Source organism: Trinickia sp., from assembly GCF_035492435.1.
In the GTDB taxonomy this organism is placed as follows: Bacteria; Pseudomonadota; Gammaproteobacteria; order Burkholderiales; family Burkholderiaceae; genus Trinickia.
Genome location: NZ_DATJJF010000131.1, coordinates 1 through 18,097, shown reverse-complemented (window position 1 = coordinate 18,097; position 18,097 = coordinate 1). Strand labels below are relative to the sequence as shown.

Below are 18,097 nucleotides of genomic sequence, written 5' to 3'. Positions count from 1 at the left end.
ATTCTTATTTTTGTTGTCGCGCAACATTGCCCTTTACTGCATGTCACCCGAAACGATTCCGTTCCGGAGCGCACAACGCTCGTCGAATCAGGCGTGCTGGGGCTCGATCCGCTTTGGTCGTGAAAGGCGGGACGCGATGCGGGCATTCGGAACGGCCGCGTTCCGACACGGGCGTGCCGTGCAGAACGTCGGTAAGGGTTGGCGAGCGCAGGACGAACGCAGCCGCTCTCGCGAGGCAACCGGCCGTTGATACTGCTCCGCGCCTACATTGCGTGGCTTGACCCGCGTCGAAGCAACTGCCGCGCGCGCTTCGTCAGACGCCACACTAAGGAGTTGTCGACGTCGGCCAGCCTACGATTTGCTTTCGCCAGCGCAGCCCGCGTCGCGGCAAGCTCGCCGATCAGTACGTCTTCAAGCCCAACGCCGTCCACGAGTGCAACATCCACCACGCGGGATGCGCGGTGCGGTGGCGTCTGCTCCTGCGGTAAATTGGCTTCTGCGCCGAAGACCAAAACTTGAGTCGCCTGTGCGAGCTTATTCGTCCAGAGCGCGAGCGTATCCGTATGAGCGCAGTCATCGCGTACCAGGGCACGAGCAAGATTGAGCGCTTGAATGTGGATCTGTACGCCCTCTTGTGCATCGAACCCGCAGTCACGAGCACTCTTTCCTTCCGAGCGAACATCGCTGAAAGAAGGCGCGAGGCCGCTGAGTTCGACCATCCAACGCTCGGCGGCCTGCACGTAGGCGGGTGACCAAGCAGCGAGATCGCAATCGAAAAGCGCGTGAGCATGCGTTGCTGCATGCCGCGATGCGAGCAGCCAATGCGCAAGGAACGCGCGATAGCAAGTTGCGGGTGCGGTATGCTGCACATATTGCTTGAAGAAGTCGAGGCAGGCTTCAAGCGTTTCGTTCGTCCCTGGCGGCAATGCCGGCAACTCGATCTGCAACGCATCGAGTACCCAGCGCGTGATCGGCTCGTGCTGGGTCATGGTCAGCACGGCGAACGGGTCGGCCACAAAATGAGCATTGCGATGTTTTGCAAACAGGTTCCAACATGACTGCCACTGCGAAATCGGGTTCTTGGCGACCGCAATGTGAACGGCGTCGGGAAACGTAGCGCGGAACCAGGGCAGTCGCCCGAGCGATCGACAGAACTTGAAGACAGGAACACCACCGCGTTGCTTAGCTACGTCAATCAAATCGTTCACGTACGCGGCCAACTGATCGGACTGGGCAGGCACCCCTTGCTCGAACATGTCGAGCGCGAAACGCACGTCATATCCAGGAATGCCGCGCGCCCCAGGCTCTAGCAGTTCGGCAAACTCGTCAAAATACGGCGCATCGAGGTCCGGGTGGCCGGAGCGCCAGCTATCGGCGGTACTGCTCGCCAACATGGCCGGATCGATGCTGGCCAGCATCTCGTGCAGCGGCTCGTAAAAGGCCACGACGCCATCGAGACGACGAAAGCACGACCATAGCCATGTTCCGGCGGTCCTGTATCCGGTGTGCAAAAAAACTGCTTTGGGTGAAGTTGCTGTCATAAGGTCTCGAGATGGCAATCGTTTAAAGCGCAAAACGGCCGAGCTTTAACTCGCCATTGGGTGGCCACCGTCGCCATAGCGGCGCACCATCCGATTGAAGGCCGAAAGGACGCGAGCGCAAGTCAGCGTCTCACGCCATAGTTTCTCCTTGAGCCATCCAAACGGCAGCCACTGCCACGGCAACACGACATCGACGGTGCCCCAGGCCGGACGCCAACGCTCGGACACCCGGCGCCGCCGGAAGAGACTGATCGTGGGAACGTTGAGACTCGATGCCAGATGCCCCATCCCAGAGTCGTTTCCGATGAACCATCCTGATTCGTACAGCCAGCTTGCCAATTCGTGCAGGTTGGCGAAAGTCGGCGCAGGTATCCCCCAGCGCTCTAGCTCGCACCATCGCTCCCGTTCGTGCGGCGCAATGATGAACTGAACGTCGTAGCCACGCTTACGCAGGCGCACGGCCAGACGAAGAAAACGCTCGGGCAACCAGCGCTTGTCTTGCGTGCTCGCCTCGGGGTGGATCGCAACCCGGCGAACGTGACAACGGTGCATCAATCCGGACGGCGGCATCATCCCGTTTGAGTGCCGGACGTCCTGCAGCCCCAGTTCGCGACGGCAAAAATCGGCAAAATTCTCAGCCATGCAACCGGGACGATTTTCAACGTCAATCGCATCGAGATGGCATACGCGCGGATGAATTTGCGCGAGCCGGGGAATCGGCTGGTGCGTATGCATTTGCAGGACAGTATCGAACTGCGCGAGCAACGCTTCTTCTTCCGATTGGGCAGGCAGCGGCTCGATTGCCACGCCGGGAAACCATTGCCTCAATGCGTAGGCGGGCTGCCCGAACACGGTCACATCAACGCCATTGCGCAGGAGGTTTTGCACGATGACCATCAGCACCAACGTGTCGCCGATTGCGTTTGACGCTATAAGTGCGATACGCCCCGCAGGCATCACAGATGCGCTGCCGGCAGGTTGGGTGATCATGCGAATTCCGCGCGCAACTGATCGAACGCCTGGGTCACCTTGCCGACCGATAGCATGTACTTCCAATAACGCTCACGCAGACGCCCCGTCGGCAGCAGGCTGCTGCCGACCAGCACCTGCCCCGAACCCCAACCGGGTCGCCAGGTGCGCGCGATACCCCGACGCATGAACAAGGAGAGCGTCGGAACTTGAAGACTGGAGGCAAGATGGCCGATTCCCGAATCGTTGCCGATGAACCATCCCGATTCATAAAGCCACGTGGCCACATCGTGAAGTGAGTCGAAGTGCGGCAACGTCAACCCGGAGCGTTCGACATGCCGCCATTCGGCGCGTTCTTGCGGCGCGACCACGAATTGCGGCTGGAAGCCACGCTCGCGCAACTGCAGCGCGAGCCGTAAGAAGCGGGACGGGAGCCAGCACTTGTCGGATGTACTGGCTGTTGGATGAATCGCCACGCGAAGGCTATGTCTGCGATGCTCGAGTCCGGGAGGTGCGGTGATGCCGTTGCTTTTGCCAGCCAATGTCAAGCCCAGTTGCTCTTTGCAGAATCGGGCCAATCGATCCGCCATCGCCTCGGGTGAACGGGCGCGATAAAGCGGCTCGAGGAGAATCACGCGCGGATGAAGTCGATGCAAATCGACAAAGGGCCTATCGCGATGCATTTGGATGACCGCGTCGAACTCAGGCAACGTTGCATCCAGGCGGTCTTCCGTGAGATCAGGCCGGATATCGATGTCGGGAAACCAGTCTTTGATGACTTGCATCTGGCTACCGAATGCCGTGACAGCGATCTGAGCAAGCCGGAGATTGCGTGCGATCGTCATCATCAACAAAGAGTCGCCCAATGCGGGCGAAAGCATCAATGCAACTCGGGAAACCTGTTTGACTGGCTGCCACATACTGCCCTCGACCTCATGCGCGTCCTCAAGGGGACAGTTGTCCAGTTACAGCGAAAAAACGAAAAGATTAAAACGTGATGAAGTGTAGAGTCAGCCGATATTAATTTCGTTACCGTGTTCGTTACGGATACTTACTTTGATGACATCTCACCTTCGGCAGGTGGGTAACTTGGGCGCACAACAAAAAAGCAGGGGCGGGCAGTCGGCGCTTATCAGTACCTTCGGTACCTGGAAGCGCTTGATGCCCGTGCCCTGCTTCGATTAAACGACGCCGCATTAGATATGCGGCGTCCCAGCAACGATCAAGCCGTCTTCAATTGCGAGCCTACCGGCAACGTGCGCAGACGCTTGCCCGTCGCAGCAAAGATCGCGTTGACGACGGCGGGTGACAATGCTGCCGTACCCGGCTCGCCGACACCTCCTGGGGCTTCGCTGCTCTTGACGATGTGCACTTCGATCGTCGGCGTCTCGTTGATGCGCAACATGCGGTAGTCCGTAAAGTTGCTTTGCTCGACGCGACCGTTCTTGATCGTGATTTCGCCATGGAGCGCTGCCGTGAGGCCGAAGATCACGCCACCTTGGACCTGTGCTTCGACGGTCTTCGGGTTCACTGTCATCCCGCAGTCCACGGCGCAGACGACGCGATTGACGCTGACCTCACCGTCCTTCACGGTCACTTCCACCACCATGCTGAAGTAGCTACCAAACGCGTTAATGACTGCAATGCCGCGCCCTTGCCCCTTCGGCATTGGACTGCCCCAGCCCGCCGAGCGAGCCGCAACCTGGAGGACATTCGCCGCGCGAGGCGAATGCGTGAGCAGTTCAAGCCGATACTTGACCGGGTCGACGCCCGCGCTGGCCGCAAGTTCGTCGATGAAGCTCTCGACAACAAAAGCACTGCGCGTCGGGCCGACACCACGCCAGAAAGCGGTCGGCACATTGCGCGGCTCCTGCCGCACGAATTCGATGAGCTGATTCGGCAAGTCATACGGCAGATCCGCTGCCACTTCCACCGCGTCAGGATCGACGCCGTCCTTCATGGACGACGGCGCGAAACGCGCCATGACGGAAGATCCGGCGATTCGGTGCTGCCACGCGACAGGACGTCCCTTCGCATCCAGGCCCGCGGAGATCCTGTCGTAGTAATACGGCCGGAACATGTCGTGCTGAATGTCTTCTTCACGCGACCAGAAGACTTTGACGGGTGCCCCGACTTGCTTGCCGATCTTCAACGCCTGCACGATCGCATCGACTTCAAGCCGGCGGCCGAATCCACCGCCCAGCAGGAAGTTGTGAATCGTGATCTTTTCGGGCGGCAATCCGGTGATCTTGGCAGCCGCATCGCGCGCGAACGTCGGCACTTGCGTGCCGGTCCAGATCTCGCAGCTGTCTGGCCGCACATGCACGGTACAGTTGATCGGCTCCATCGTTGCATGCGCGAGGAACGGTTGTTGGTAGACCGCATCGACTCGCTTGGTTGCCGTGCCGAATGCCTTGCCTACGTCACCGTCCTTGCGCGCGACAGCGCCGTCGCGCTTCGACGCTTCAGCAAGATCGGCCACGATCTGCTGCATCGACACGTTCGCGCCGGATCCGTTGTTCCATTTGATATCGAGTGCGGCCGCGCCCTGCTTGCCCGCCCACGTGTGCACGCCGATAACCGCTACAGCGTCACCGATGTTGACGACGTCGTGCACGCCGGGCACCTGTGTTGCGCGCGTCGAGTCGACGCTTTGCACCGTCCCGCCGAACACCGGAGAATTGACGATCACGGCGTAACGCATTCCGGGCAGACGCACATCGAAACCAAAACGCGCGGCGCCATCGACCTTCTCAGGCGAATCGAGTCGGTCTGTCGGTTTGCCGATCAGCGTGAACTCCTCCGGCTTCTTGAGCGTCACGTTGGTCGGAACGGGCAGTTTTGCAGCGGCGTCCACGAGCTTGCCGTAATCGAGGCGGCGCCCCGTTGCAGCATGGATGACTTGACCGGCGCGCGCATGACACGATGCCGGATCGACGCCCCACTGCTTTGCAGCGGCCGAAATCAGCAAGGTACGTGCCGTGGCACCGGCCTGCCGCATCGGCAACCACGCGTAGCGGATCGAGGTCGAGCCGCCAGTGATCTGCGCACCACCGAGTAGCGGATCGCCATAAAGCTTGCCGTCGGGCGGTGCGTGGTCGAGCGTCACGCTATTGAGCGGCACCTCGAGCTCTTCGGCAATCAGCATCGGCAGCGAAGTGTAGACACCCTGCCCCATTTCGACCTTCGGCATGACGAGCGTCACTACGCTGTTGCGGTCGATCCGGATGAACGCATCGGGTGCGAAGACGCCACCGCTCGGTTCGTCAGACGCATCGCCGCCAATGATCGAGGCGCGTGCAGGCGTGCCATGGGCACGCGCCGCTGCGGCCGGCAGGCTGAAACCCAACAGCATTCCGCCGCTCGCGGCCGCGCTGAGCGTCGCGCCGAACTTGAGGAACGCGCGGCGGGAAACGCCAGCTTCGGCTTGGGCCGTTTCATTCGCTTCGGCCTCGAGCACTTTGAATGCTTGCAGCAATCCTTGCGACATTTCAGACCTCCTTTGCCGCGTGCTTGATCGCAGCGCGAATACGGTTATACGTGCCGCACCGGCAGATGTTGCCTGCCATCGCGTTATCGATGTCAGCGTCGCTCGGCTTCGGATTCTGCGCGAGCAGCGAGGCGGCCGACATCACTTGCCCGGATTGGCAATAACCGCATTGAACGACATCGAGATCGCGCCAGGCCTCCTGGACCTTGCTGCCTACGGGCGTCGCGCCGACGCCTTCGATAGTGGTGATTTTCTTGCCAACGGCAGCCGAAACCGGGAGCACACATGAACGAACAGCCGCGCCGTCGAGATGCACCGTGCAAGCGCCGCATTGAGCAATGCCGCAACCGAACTTCGTGCCGGTGAGCCCGACGACGTCGCGTATCACCCACAGGAGCGGCATGTCATCAGGTACGTCGAGGTGATGAACCTGGCCGTTGATAGTCAAGGTAACCATAGATCTTCCTTTTATATTTCCTAGCCGATCAAGGTCGATAGGGAAACGATATTTTCACGTTGTACTGCAACGCCCGGGTATCGAGCGCAATCAATCGAAGCCACCCCTTGAGTGGAACGGCGTGATGCGTGGCGGCGCCCCTCGCGGCGCCGCCTCATTGATCACTTAGCGCAATGCGTCGCCAAAGCGATACTCGTGCGACAGATCATCGAGCTTGGCCTTGAACGCGGGATCGAGGCGGATGTCGGCCGCTGCCAGCGACGCGTCGAGCTGCTCGGGCCGGCTTGCGCCGATAATGGCCGACGTCACGGCCGGATTGGCGAGAACCCACGCAACGGCCGCCGTCACCGGCGCAACGTTCGCTTCTTGCGTCGCTTGCTGGAACGCCGCCACTGTGCTGAATTCGCGCTCGTGCCAGTAGCGATCCTGGTACATCTGGCCCGCGGCTCCGAGTGAGAACCGCCCTTGCGGCGGCGCGCCATCGTTCTTGTGCTTGCCGGTCAGCAGGCCGCCCGCCAGTGGGTTGTACGGAATCACGCCGAGGCCTTCTTCTTGAGCGAGCGGCAGCAGCTCGCGCTCGATCTGGCGAAAAAGCAGGTTGTAGCGCGGCTGCACCGATACGAAGCGTGCCAGCCTCAGCGCATCGGAGCGACCCAGTGCCCGTGCCAGCCGATATGCGAGAAAGTTCGACACACCGATATAGCGGGCACGGCCCGAGCGCACGATGATGTCGAGCGCTTCAAGCGTTTCGTCGAGCGGGGTCTCACGATCGTCCGAATGCAACTGATATAGGTCGACATAATCCGTGCCGAGCCGGTGCAACGATGCATCGATCGCGTCGAGCAGATGCTTGCGCGATGCGCCTTCATCCCACGACGAGGGGCCCATTTTTCCGACCGCTTTCGTCGCCAGCACAAAATTGTTACGCCGACCTTTCAACCAAGCACCAACGATTTCCTCGGTGCGTCCGACAATCGAGAGGTCCGCGCCGAGCGGATACACGTCAGCGGTATCGAAAAACGTGACGCCCGCATCGGCGGCCCGCTGCATAATGCGGCCAGCGGTCTCTTCATCCGACTGAAAGCCGAACGTCATCGTTCCAAGGCACAGGCGCGATACAGTCAGGCCTGTCCGACCGAGCTTGCAATATTCCATGACGACTCCTCTGAGGTCTGGCCCCTTCTGGCCGAAACCCTGAAGCATAACCGGCATGTGCCATGCGTGCATCCGAGTGCGCAACGCGGCTGCTCGTGCGTTAGTGCCCGCTGGGGCCAGGCATCCCGACATAGGGCTGTCGTTCTATGACAAAATGGCCCCGTTTTGCCAATTGCCACCATTCGAAAGCCATGTCGAACACTTTGCGACAAGCGGAAGCGGCGGCCGATCATGCGATGCGTCATTGGAGTCTGGAAGACGCCGCGCCGATCGAATTGGGTTCCGAAGCGCATAAGCGGATGTTTTGCCGGATGCTGCTCGAAACGCACAACCCCTATAAACCGGCCGTTATTGCGTGGCCGGCCTTATTGCCTGACGCGCTCGCGCGTGTGACCTCCTTGCCGATCTGGGATATCGCCGTGCAAACTGAAGGGCGCGCCTCGGTGCGCGTCGCGACCTATGCGGCGAGTGTGCGCGACGCGATGCTGCGCGAGGCACTGGAGCTCAACGGTGCCGAAGAAGCGCGCCATAAAGTGGTGCTGTCCAAGCTTGTCGCCGCGTACGGCATCGCCCTCGCGCCCGAACCGGAGTATTCCGCTCCGTCCAACGTGGAGTGGGCCTGGATGCTCACGGGCTTTAGCGAATGCATCGACAGCTTTTTCGCGTTCGGCCTCTTTCGGTCAGCACAGCTTTCCGGCTTTTTCCCGATGGAGCTCATCGACACATTCGAGCCCGTCATTCAGGAAGAGGCCCGGCACATTCTCTTTTTCGTCAACTGGGCTGCGTGGCATCGACGTAATCTGCCGTGGTGGAAGCGCCCCTGGTTCTTCGTGCGCATAGTCGCCGTCTGGTGCGTGCTCGTGTGGGAGCGCATGGCAATCGCAAAGGGCATCGATGGCGACGGCATTGCGCAAGACGCCAACTTTGCGATGACGGGCGCGGCAAGCGTCGGTAATTCGATCAGCCCGCGACGGCTGATCGAACTGTGTCTGGAAGAAAACGAACGACGTATGAGCGGCTACGACGGCCGCCTGCTGCGGCCCGCGTTTGTGCCGCGTCTTGCAAAATTCGCCCTCCGATTCATAAAAAACTCCAATTCATAAAGAAATAACATGCTTGGCATCTTTAAATGGGTGCGTGCTCGCACCGGCCGCTTTGCGCTCTGCGCCGTCGTGCTGATGACCGGATGCGAGACGCTTGCCGAGGCAGACCCAAACGCGCTCTGGCAAATCGTTCATCTGGACTGCGAACCAGCGGCGCGTACGACGAGTAAGCCCGGCATCTGTGCCAGCGTGGATCTCACGCATCGAGATGCAGTCCTAAAGGATCGCAAAGGCGTCGCGCAGCATCTGCTGATACCCACAGACCGCATTTCGGGCATCGACAGCCCTCTTGTGCTTGCACCCAGTACGGGACATTACTGGGCCGATGCATGGAATGCTCGTAGTTTCGTGCAGGCCTCTTTGAAGGCCGCGCATCGCAAGCCACTCGAGGACGACCAACTGGGGCTCGAAATCAATTCCGCGTACCGACGCTCACAGGAGCAACTGCATATCCATATCGATTGCATGCGTACGAGTGCAATCGATGCGTTGGGTCGTCACCGCCACGATGCGCCGGATCAGTGGGTATGGGATACGATCGACGGCGCGCGCTACCGGATCATGCGAGTGAGCGGACCTGAGTTCAATATCGATCCATTCAGTATCGTCGCGCGCGACAAGGGTGAACTCGATGCCATGAGCAGGCAAACGATTCTCGTCGTGGGTGCGGGGCCATCTACGCAGCAAGATGGTTGGCTGTTACTCAACAGCGGCACGGATATCGATGGTGGAACAGGAACCGCTGAGGTGCTGCTCGATCATCAATGCGAAGTGGCGAGCATGCACTGATAGATTCACGCCTCAGTGGCTTGCACCAAGATAAGCTGCCCTGACGGACGGGTCGTCGCGCAATTGTGCCGCCTTGCCATGCGTGGCAATTCGGCCATTCTCCAGCACATAGCCGTAATCGGCCACGTTCAGCGCGGCTGCAGCGAACTGCTCGACGAGCAGCATCGTCACCCCCTGACCTTTGAGTTGTTCGATGATGCGGAACACCTCCTCGACAAGAATCGGTGCGAGGCCCATCGACGGTTCATCGAGCAACACGACATCGGGATTCAGCATGATCGCGCGCGCCATGGCCAGCATCTGCTGCTCCCCGCCCGAAAGGGTGCCCGCTAGTTGGTGGCGCCGCTCCTTTAGCCGTGGAAAGAGTTCGATTGCACGCTCAAGATCGGCTTTCACGTCACCGCGCGGGCGTGCCCACGTCAGCCGCGCAAACGCGCCGAGGATGAGATTGTCGGTCACCGTCATCGTTGCGAAGACGCGGCGCCCTTCCGGGGAGTGCGCGAGTCCAAGCCTTGCGATGCGGTGGGAGTCGAGCCCATCGATGCGCTTCGCATCGCTGCCCTGACCCATCGTGATTTCTCCTTCTGACGGCCGGATCATGCCCGAAATCGCACGCATCGTTGTCGTCTTGCCGGCCCCGTTCGAGCCGATCAACGTAACGACAGATGCTTTCGGCACGTCGATGGAGATGCCGTGCAGCACTTTGACTTTGCCGTAGCCTGCATGCAAATTGCGGATCGAGAGCATTATGCCGTCCATGTAGTCGGTGTTGGTCAAGCCGCCACGCCGCCGAGATACGCCTCGATCACCTTCTCATCGGCCTGCACATCGGACGGCTTGCCTTCTGCGATCTTCTGTCCGAAGTCGAGCACGGACACCGTATCGCACACGCTCATCACCACATCCATGTGATGTTCGATCAATACGACGGTAATGCCGTGATCGCGTACCTTGCGGATGATCGCCACCAGCTCCGCGATGTCGGGCGCCGTGAGCCCCGCAGCCGGCTCATCCAGCAGCAGCACTTGCGGATCCAGCGCAAGCGCACGCGCAATTTCCAGTAGACGCTGCTTGCCATACGGCAGGTTGCGTGCCTCATCGCCCGCGGCCTCGTCGAGCCCGACAAAGCGCAGCATGCTGAACGCGCGCTCCCGCGCCGCGCGTTCTTCTCGCTTGTAGCGCGAGGTCATGAGCCCGACGTCTGCAAAATTCGACTTGAACGTGTGATGCAAACCGACCAGGACATTCTCAAGCACGGTCATTTCACCGAATAGCTGCACGTTCTGAAACGTTCTGGCTATGCCCAAAAGCGCAATGGCGGAGGAGGTGCGCCCCGCGATAGGCTCGCCGCGATACTCGATTTCGCCCGACGTCGGGGCATAAATGCCAGTGAGCACGTTCATCATGGTGCTCTTGCCCGAGCCGTTCGGACCGATCAGCCCATGTATCGTGCCTCGACGCACACTGAGATTGACGTTGTTGAGCGCCTTGAGCCCGGAGAATTGCATCACCACGTTACGAAAGCTCAGGATCGTTTCCGCGCCGTGCTCGCGCACATCGAGAATGGCGCCGCCAGCGATTTCAGCGTTTTTTTCTGTGTCGACTGTAACCGTGCGTACGCGTCCCTGCATGATGAACTTGCGCAGGAACCCGACCACGCCGTCCTGCAAGTAATACACGACCAGCAAGATCATCAGTCCAAAAATCGTCAGCCGCCAATCGGTGAGCGCGTCGATCCAATACGAAAATACGGCGAGCAACACCGTCGCCGCAACGGGAATGATGACTTTGAGCGGTTCGTTCTTGCGCATGAGAGCGAAAATGGCACCCCCGATCACCACCACCGCCAGCGCAGTCGCCACAAGCCGGAACATCGAAATATCGTCGAGCAACTTCGGCAACATCACGATAATGGTGGAGCCGATGATTGCACCGGTGCGTGTCTTGCGGCCACCCATGATGATCGCGAGCAGGAACAGAATCGTCAGTTCGATGTTGTAGGTGTTCGGCGAGATGTACTGCTCGGAGTAAGAGTAGAGGCATCCTGCCAGCCCCGCGAAGCCCGCGCTGATCACGAAGGCGTAAACCTTGTACCGATAGACGGACACACCCATGCAATCCGATGCGATTGGACTATCTCGCAGCGCCTCGAACGCGCGTCCGAGGTGCGATTTGAGCACGCGGTGCACAACGACGAGCGAGAGGACCAGCAGCATCGCCACGAGCCAGAAGTAGCCGTTTTCACTGAGCTCGTGTCCGGCGAAGACCGGCTTGGTGATCTTGATCCCCATCGGCCCGTTCGTGAGGAATGCCATTTCGTTGATCAGGATCTGGACAATCGTACCGAACGCGAGCGTGACCATGGCGAGGTACGGGCCCGACACACGCAGCGCAGGCAACGCGAGTATTGCGCCGAATCCGGCCGTCAGCAGAATCGCGAGCGGCACACTCACATAGAACGGCGCGCTGAGTTGCATAAACAACACGCCTGCGGTGTAAGCACCAACACCGAAGAGGCCTGCATGGCCCAGCGATACTTGCCCGGTATAACCGACGACGATATCGAGACCAAACAGCAAGATCGCATAGATCATGATGGTCTCGACGAGATGGATATAGTACGAGTTCCCCGACAGCACTGGGAAGAGCGCGAGTGCGAGCAGCGCGATGGTCGACACGAGCAGTTTCGTGTTTTTCAAGGTGAAACCTCACACTTTTTTGATCGCGGTTTTACCAAAGAGGCCAGCCGGTTTCAGCGAGAGCACGATCAGCAACAGCACGAGTCCGGGTACGTCCTTGTAGCCTGTTGATAGATAAAAGCCGGTGGTCGTCTCCGCGATGCCAAGAATCACACCGCCTACGACGATGCCGAGCCCGCTGGACAATCCGCCGATGATCGCAACGGCAAACGCCTTGAGGCCGAGCACCGCACCCATCGTTGCGCCCGTCAACGTCAAAGGCGCGATCAACACACCCGCGAATGCCGCCGTCAACGACGACAACGCATACGAGAACGTAATGACAAGGCCGGTGTTGATACCCATCAAGGCTGCAGCATCACGATCGTTTGCTGTTGCAACGACGGCCTTGCCTAAAATCGTCTTGCGATTGAAGAACTCGACGGCCAGCATCATGGCGAGTGCACCGCAAACGACAAGCAGTTCCATCGGCAGCACGTTCGCGCCGAACACGTTCAACGGCGCCTCCGGCAAAGGCGACGGAAAGCGCAAATCGTCGCGCCCCCATACGTTCTCCGCGACGTTCTTAAAGATGATGCCTAGCGCGATCGTCGACATGATCCAACCGAACTCGGATTTGATCTTGATCGCGGGCCGAACGCCGATCCGCTCGACGAAAGCGCCTTGCAGCATGCCGAACACACAGACGAGGGGAATCATCAGCCAGTAGTTCACACCAAGCGTCACGAGCGTGAGGCCCATTAACGCGCCGAGCATCAGCGCATCGCCTTGGCCGAAGTTGAGCGTGCCGGAGGTGGCGAATGTGAGTTGATAGCCGAACGCGATCACCGCGTAAATCATGCCGAGCGCGATGCCGCTATAAATGAGCTGAAGCAGGATGGACATGATTGATTGGCATGAAAAGGCAGCGTGTCACAGCGTGAGTCGGGGATGGCACATGCCGAAGCCGCGCCGCCCTGAGGCGGCCGCGGCTCGTCGGCATCGCTCAGTCCCGGGATGCCTGCTTGATGCGCAACTGACCGCCGCCCTCTTTGTCGCTGTCGTACGCATAGACGACGCGGCCGCCCTTCACCTCGCCGATGACCGGTACGTTCGGGCTCACAGCTTCGTGGTCACTGTGCGTGAACGGCTTGTTGTAGACCATCACAACGCCTTCGACTTTCGTGTTGAGGTTCTCCAGCGCAGCGCGCACCTTCGGGCCGTCGGTTGTACCGGCCTGCGTAATCGCAGCGGCAAGCAGGTAGATCGAGTCATAGCCTTGCGCCGCAGACACCGGTGAATCGATTCGGTCGTTCTTTGGCTTGAACTCTTTCAGGTACGCATCGATAAATGCTTTGCGCTTCGCCGTATTCGGTACCTGAATGAACGTCTGCGGCATGCGCGCGCCTTCGCCGTTCGCGCCCGCGTTGTCGATGTAGTTCGCCATCGAAAGCGTCCAGCTTCCGATCAGCGGAACCTTCCAACCGAGCTTCGCCATGCCGTTGGCAATCTGCGCGAGTTCCGGCCCGATGCCATAGGTCAGCACCGCTTCGGCACCCGCCTGTTTTGCCTTCAGCAATTGGGCCGTCATATCGACGTCCTTGATATTGAATTTCTCGACGGCAACCGGCTTCACGCCTACCGCAGCAAGCGCTTTCTCAAGATCTTCCCGGCCGAGCTGGCCGTAATTGGTCGAATCGGCGAGAATTGCGACCTTCTTGAAGCCGCGTTTCGTCACCGCCTCATCGACGATCATCGGTGCCTGGATGCGGTCGGCGGCGGCATTGCGAAACACGTAGTTGTCGGGCTGATCGCTGAATTGCTTGGTTATGATGCTGCCCGTCGCGACGTTATTGAAGACTGGGATTTTCGCTTCCTGAAAAAATCGTTGTGACGCGAGCGCAACACCCGTATTGATGTAACCGACGATAGCGACCACTTTTTCCTTGTTGATCAGCTCTTGCGCAATTTGCACACCGCGCTCGTTCTTCGCTTCGTCATCGCGCTCAATCAAGACGATCGGGCGACCCAGGACGCCACCCGCTTTGTTGATCTCCGCCGCGGCGAGACGCACGCCGTCGCGCATGCTGACACCCATCGAAGACGACCCTCCAGTGAACGGCCCATCGACACCGATCTTGATCGGGTCGGCCGCATAACCATTGCTTGCCGCCACGCAAAACGCGAACGCTGCAACAACGCTTTTAAGGCGCATCACCATAATCGTCTCCATAGCATGTCTGTTTCTTTTCTGTTTGCCGCCAGTCGGAACTGACGACGCCGGGAGTACTGAATAAAGATCGTCGCCGCGTTATGTACCGGTTCCGTATCTTCTGAGTCCTAGTATAAAAATTGTAAGGTTCTGGCTCCCATGCGGAGTTACCCGTAACGAATTACAGCGAACGCAGACAGGCAGAACGGTACGCACAGTCGCGTGCGTTTTGCGCAAACACAATTGCATCTAAACCACACTGTTGTCTATGGCATCGATAGCCATGAATCAGGAATTAGAGGCTTTTCTCATTTACCGACCAAAACCTACGATCACCGCCTGATTCGATATCCGAGCACGGCCATCGCACTGTGACTCGCACTTGCGTCACAGCTACTTGTTCGTGCGCTCCCCAGCAAGTCCTTCGAGTAGCGGCCGCAGTGCATCGATCTCAGCGCCGAATCCGCCCCAGTCTCCAGCTTTCAAGCGCTCCATGGCGCGATCGTAATGACTCAACGCTTCCCGGGAACGGGCGTTGTCAGGCCGTTGCTTTGGCGTTGCAACGTGAGCCGTATCCTGAACGAGTGCCGCGAACGCTGCGCTCAAAGTGTCCTGCATAACGACGCTGTCGCCATACGCCGTGATCACGCGCTTGAGCTCCGGCAGTTGACCCGACGTCGCACGCAAATAGAGCGGCGACACATACAGGATCGAATTGTCGATCGGCACCACGACAAGATGTCCGCGGATCACACGCGAGCCCATTTGATTCCATAGCGAGATTTGCCCGGAAATCGAGGTGTCCTGCTGGATGCGTGCTTCGATCTGGAATGGCCCATATACCAGCTTGTCTTTTGGGAAGGTATAAACGACAAGCTTGCCGTAGGCCGGCTCGTCGCAACGCGCCGCGAGCCATGCGATCATGTTCTCGCGCTGGCTCGGCACCATCGGCAGCATCAAAACGAACTCCGCGCGAGGCTCGCCAGGCATTCGCAAAATGATGTAATAAGGCGGCATCGGCGTACCAGATGCGTTGGCATTGTCGATATCAGTCAATTCACGCGGAAACTGCCAGAGGTCCTCGCGATTGTAGAAGACCTCTGGCAAGTCCATATGGTAGGTGCGGTAACGCTGCATCTGAATCAGAAAGAGGTCCTCCGGATAGCGCAGGTGCCGACGGAGGTCCATAGGCATCGACGAAAGTCGCTTGAACAAGTGCGGGAAGATGCGCCCATAAGTGCGGATGATCGGATCGGCAGGATCGCTGACATAAAAATCGACCGTACCATCATAGGCATCGATGACCACCTTCACTGAATTGCGAATGTAGTTGACGCCGTCTTCCATGCTCCTTGGCGAGTAGGGAAACCAGCTGCTCGTGGTATAGGCGTCCTGAATCCAGACGAGGCGCCCGTTGCTGACCACGATGTAAGGATCGTGGTCAAGCGTGAGAAATGGCGCAATCGTGCGGACCCGGTCCTGAATGTTCCGATGGAGCACAATGCCGCTTTCATGCGTGATATAGGCCGTCAACAAAATGTTCGGGTCGCCGAACCGCCATGCGAACAGCGCACGGCGCGCCAAGCTGCCGATCGCGATGCCATCGCGTCCCGCGTAAGTGGTGTAGGCGTTGTCCTTCCCTTTCGGATAATCGAATTCGAGCGCACGGGTCTTGACGATGACGTAGCCCTCCCCCGCCTGACCGAAGTAAATTCGCGGTTCCCGCACGGCCGGGCCGCCTTCTGATACGGGCGGAATATCGTGCAAATAGAAGACCGGCAAACCCTCGGCGGATTTCCGCGTGACCGGCGACATCACCACGCCGTTGCCATGCGTATACAGCAAATGCAAGTTCACCCAGGTCCGGGCGCTTTCCGGCAGCAGCGAGGGTTCGATTTCGCGCGCCGACAGCATCACCTGCCGATACTCTCCATCAAGCCAATAGCGGTCTATGTCTATCGAGCGGAATTTGTAGTAAGTCCTGATCTCCTGCAATTGCGCGTACGTATCCATCAGCGGCCGCTGATCCCAAAGCCGGATGTTGTCGATGGTCGCCCGATTCGCTTCCAGAGCGGCGACATTGAGCCTTTGCTCCGGCGGAAACGGTTTCACTTCAATCGACGCCAATCCGTATGCCTCGCGCGCTAACGCAATATTATGTGCAATGTAGGGTGTCTCTCTCTCGAGTTCACTTGGCTTCACGTAGTAACGGTTAAAGAGCGCCGGATAGACCCACCCAAACACGAGTGAGTTGCCGAAGACAAGCAGTACCGATGCGAACATCACGCGATCGCTACAGCGGCGAACATTGACCCACGAGGCGATCGACGCCGCGGCTGAAACGCCACCGAGCCACCACAGAATCGGTAACCGCACGTGCACGTCGGTATAGGCAGCACCTATTAGCACATCGTTGTCGCCGTATAGCAACAGAAATCGATCGAGCCAATAGGAGCACGCTTTCAATGCGAAATAGATCCCGAGCAGCGCCGAAGCGTGGGCGACCGCGGCCCGCGAAAACCTGATCGCCCCTTGCCCGAGCACAATATCGGCGCGCACTACAAAAACCACACCCGCCAAAGCCGCGCAACAGAAGATCAGTAATATCAACCCGTTTTTGAGTGCAACGAAGACCGGCAACGAGAAAAGATAGAAGCCGATGTCATAGCCAAACACCGGATCGCGCTTGCCGTACGGCACCTGATAAACAAAGCGAAGTGCGGTGTCCCAGTTCGGTGTCCCGCCGATTGCGATAAGCAATGCGAGCAGTATGGCGGCGCTCGTGATCGACAGGAACCACGGCGCACGCAGCAAGCGTTCGTCGACGATAGTAACGACGTTGCTGCCTCTGCCCGCATAAAGATACGATAGGTACCCTGATAACCACAGGGCACCTGCTGAAACAGTGAATACGGCGACGAACAGAGCCGCTCGAGCAGTCAAGACGGTCCAGAAAACCTCGGCTTGGTCCAGCGAAGCAAACCACAACCCTTCGACAATGAGGCCAACCATGCGCCCTACTGCAATCAAGCAGGCGATGAGGATAGCGATGGCGATCGCGATACGTCTGAAGCGCATACTGGGTCCAGTTACCAACGCATCACCCGCTCGTCTACGTAGGGGTCCCGAGCAAGAGGTGAGCCGCAGGATGATTGGCCGTTGCGTGCGTGATTTCCCGCACGAATGTCAACCGGCGCCTCAGCTCGTGCGTGGTTCGAATGCGATGCGAGAGTGGCCGACGCTGACACACTTGTCGCGTGTTCGGGGCATCTAGGCTTTAAATTCCCTTTGCAAAACTTCTATCATTGAAGGGCACTTTTCGGGCGTTCACCAAGGAGGATGACCATGCGCATGCTTCTGAACATACGAATACCTCATGAGCCGTTCAATGCTTTTGTGCGCAACGGCACAATCGGAGAAGTGGTTTCGAGGATACTTGAAGAGGCAAAACCGGAAGCCGCCTACTTTACCGAGCAAAACGGAACACGCGGAGCGATCCTCATCGTCAACCTGGATGAGCCTTCACAGATTCCTGCATACGCAGAGCCGTGGTTCTTGATGTTCAACGCCGACTGCGAGTTTCGCGTGGTGATGGTTCCAGAAGATTTTAAAAAGGCCGGACTGGAAAATCTCGGAACAAAGTGGAAATAATAAATGCGATTCTTGGTTAAAAATTTCGAAACAAATCAACCGTACTTATGGT

The 18,097-nt window shown here is 58.9% G+C and carries 14 protein-coding genes; 3 read left to right on the top strand and 11 right to left on the bottom strand.

What is annotated here, in order from left to right; genetic code table 11:
• Positions 1-263: 263 nt before the first annotated feature.
• From VL598_RS10200 to VL598_RS10175, 6 genes are all read right to left on the bottom strand, one after another.
• Positions 264-1,445 carry a hypothetical protein gene (locus VL598_RS10200; protein ID WP_325326593.1) on the bottom strand — a complete coding sequence of 394 codons (1,182 nt, stop codon included), beginning with the start codon at positions 1,443-1,445 and terminating at the stop codon, positions 264-266.
• Between the two features lie 141 nt (positions 1,446-1,586).
• Positions 1,587-2,531, bottom strand: coding sequence for a glycosyltransferase family 9 protein (locus VL598_RS10195; protein WP_325326592.1), 945 nt, complete (start codon positions 2,529-2,531; stop codon positions 1,587-1,589).
• Entirely contained in the window at positions 2,528-3,430 is a 903-nt protein-coding gene (locus VL598_RS10190) for a glycosyltransferase family 9 protein (protein WP_325326591.1), read from the bottom strand. Before VL598_RS10190 ends, VL598_RS10195 begins: the two co-directional genes overlap by 4 nt.
• Positions 3,431-3,732: 302 nt before the next feature.
• On the bottom strand, positions 3,733-6,000 hold the full coding sequence (locus VL598_RS10185) for a xanthine dehydrogenase family protein molybdopterin-binding subunit (RefSeq protein WP_325326590.1): 2,268 nt from the start codon (positions 5,998-6,000) through the stop codon (positions 3,733-3,735).
• Between the two features lies 1 nt (position 6,001).
• Entirely contained in the window at positions 6,002-6,457 is a 456-nt protein-coding gene (locus tag VL598_RS10180) for a (2Fe-2S)-binding protein (protein ID WP_325326589.1), read from the bottom strand.
• Between the two features lie 165 nt (positions 6,458-6,622).
• A complete protein-coding gene (locus VL598_RS10175) occupies positions 6,623-7,612 on the bottom strand; it encodes an aldo/keto reductase (RefSeq protein ID WP_325326588.1) in 990 nt (329 codons plus the stop codon).
• A 191-nt stretch (positions 7,613-7,803) separates the two neighbouring features.
• Here VL598_RS10175 and VL598_RS10170 point away from each other — a divergent pair, with 191 nt between their 5' ends.
• Positions 7,804-8,715: a ferritin-like domain-containing protein gene (locus tag VL598_RS10170; RefSeq protein WP_325326587.1), complete on the top strand. Its 912-nt coding sequence runs from the start codon at positions 7,804-7,806 to the stop codon at positions 8,713-8,715.
• A 9-nt stretch (positions 8,716-8,724) separates the two neighbouring features.
• Positions 8,725-9,504: a CDP-diacylglycerol diphosphatase gene (locus VL598_RS10165; protein ID WP_325326586.1), complete on the top strand. Its 780-nt coding sequence runs from the start codon at positions 8,725-8,727 to the stop codon at positions 9,502-9,504.
• Between the two features lie 12 nt (positions 9,505-9,516).
• On the opposite strand, the gene VL598_RS10160 is transcribed toward VL598_RS10165, so the two are convergent.
• From VL598_RS10160 to VL598_RS10140, 5 genes are all read right to left on the bottom strand, one after another.
• Positions 9,517-10,251: an ABC transporter ATP-binding protein gene (locus VL598_RS10160; protein WP_325326617.1), complete on the bottom strand. Its 735-nt coding sequence runs from the start codon at positions 10,249-10,251 to the stop codon at positions 9,517-9,519.
• 26 nt (positions 10,252-10,277) lie between these two features.
• Positions 10,278-12,203 carry a branched-chain amino acid ABC transporter ATP-binding protein/permease gene (locus VL598_RS10155; RefSeq protein ID WP_325326585.1) on the bottom strand — a complete coding sequence of 642 codons (1,926 nt, stop codon included), beginning with the start codon at positions 12,201-12,203 and terminating at the stop codon, positions 10,278-10,280.
• Between the two features lie 9 nt (positions 12,204-12,212).
• Entirely contained in the window at positions 12,213-13,088 is an 876-nt protein-coding gene (locus VL598_RS10150) for a branched-chain amino acid ABC transporter permease (protein WP_325326584.1), read from the bottom strand.
• A 100-nt stretch (positions 13,089-13,188) separates the two neighbouring features.
• Positions 13,189-14,403 carry an ABC transporter substrate-binding protein gene (locus tag VL598_RS10145; protein WP_325326583.1) on the bottom strand — a complete coding sequence of 405 codons (1,215 nt, stop codon included), beginning with the start codon at positions 14,401-14,403 and terminating at the stop codon, positions 13,189-13,191.
• A 384-nt stretch (positions 14,404-14,787) separates the two neighbouring features.
• A complete protein-coding gene (locus tag VL598_RS10140) occupies positions 14,788-17,472 on the bottom strand; it encodes a UPF0182 family protein (protein ID WP_325326582.1) in 2,685 nt (894 codons plus the stop codon).
• 267 nt (positions 17,473-17,739) lie between these two features.
• Here VL598_RS10140 and VL598_RS10135 point away from each other — a divergent pair, with 267 nt between their 5' ends.
• Entirely contained in the window at positions 17,740-18,045 is a 306-nt protein-coding gene (locus VL598_RS10135) for a panthothenate synthetase (protein WP_325326581.1), read from the top strand.
• The last annotated feature ends 52 nt before the right edge of the window (positions 18,046-18,097 follow it).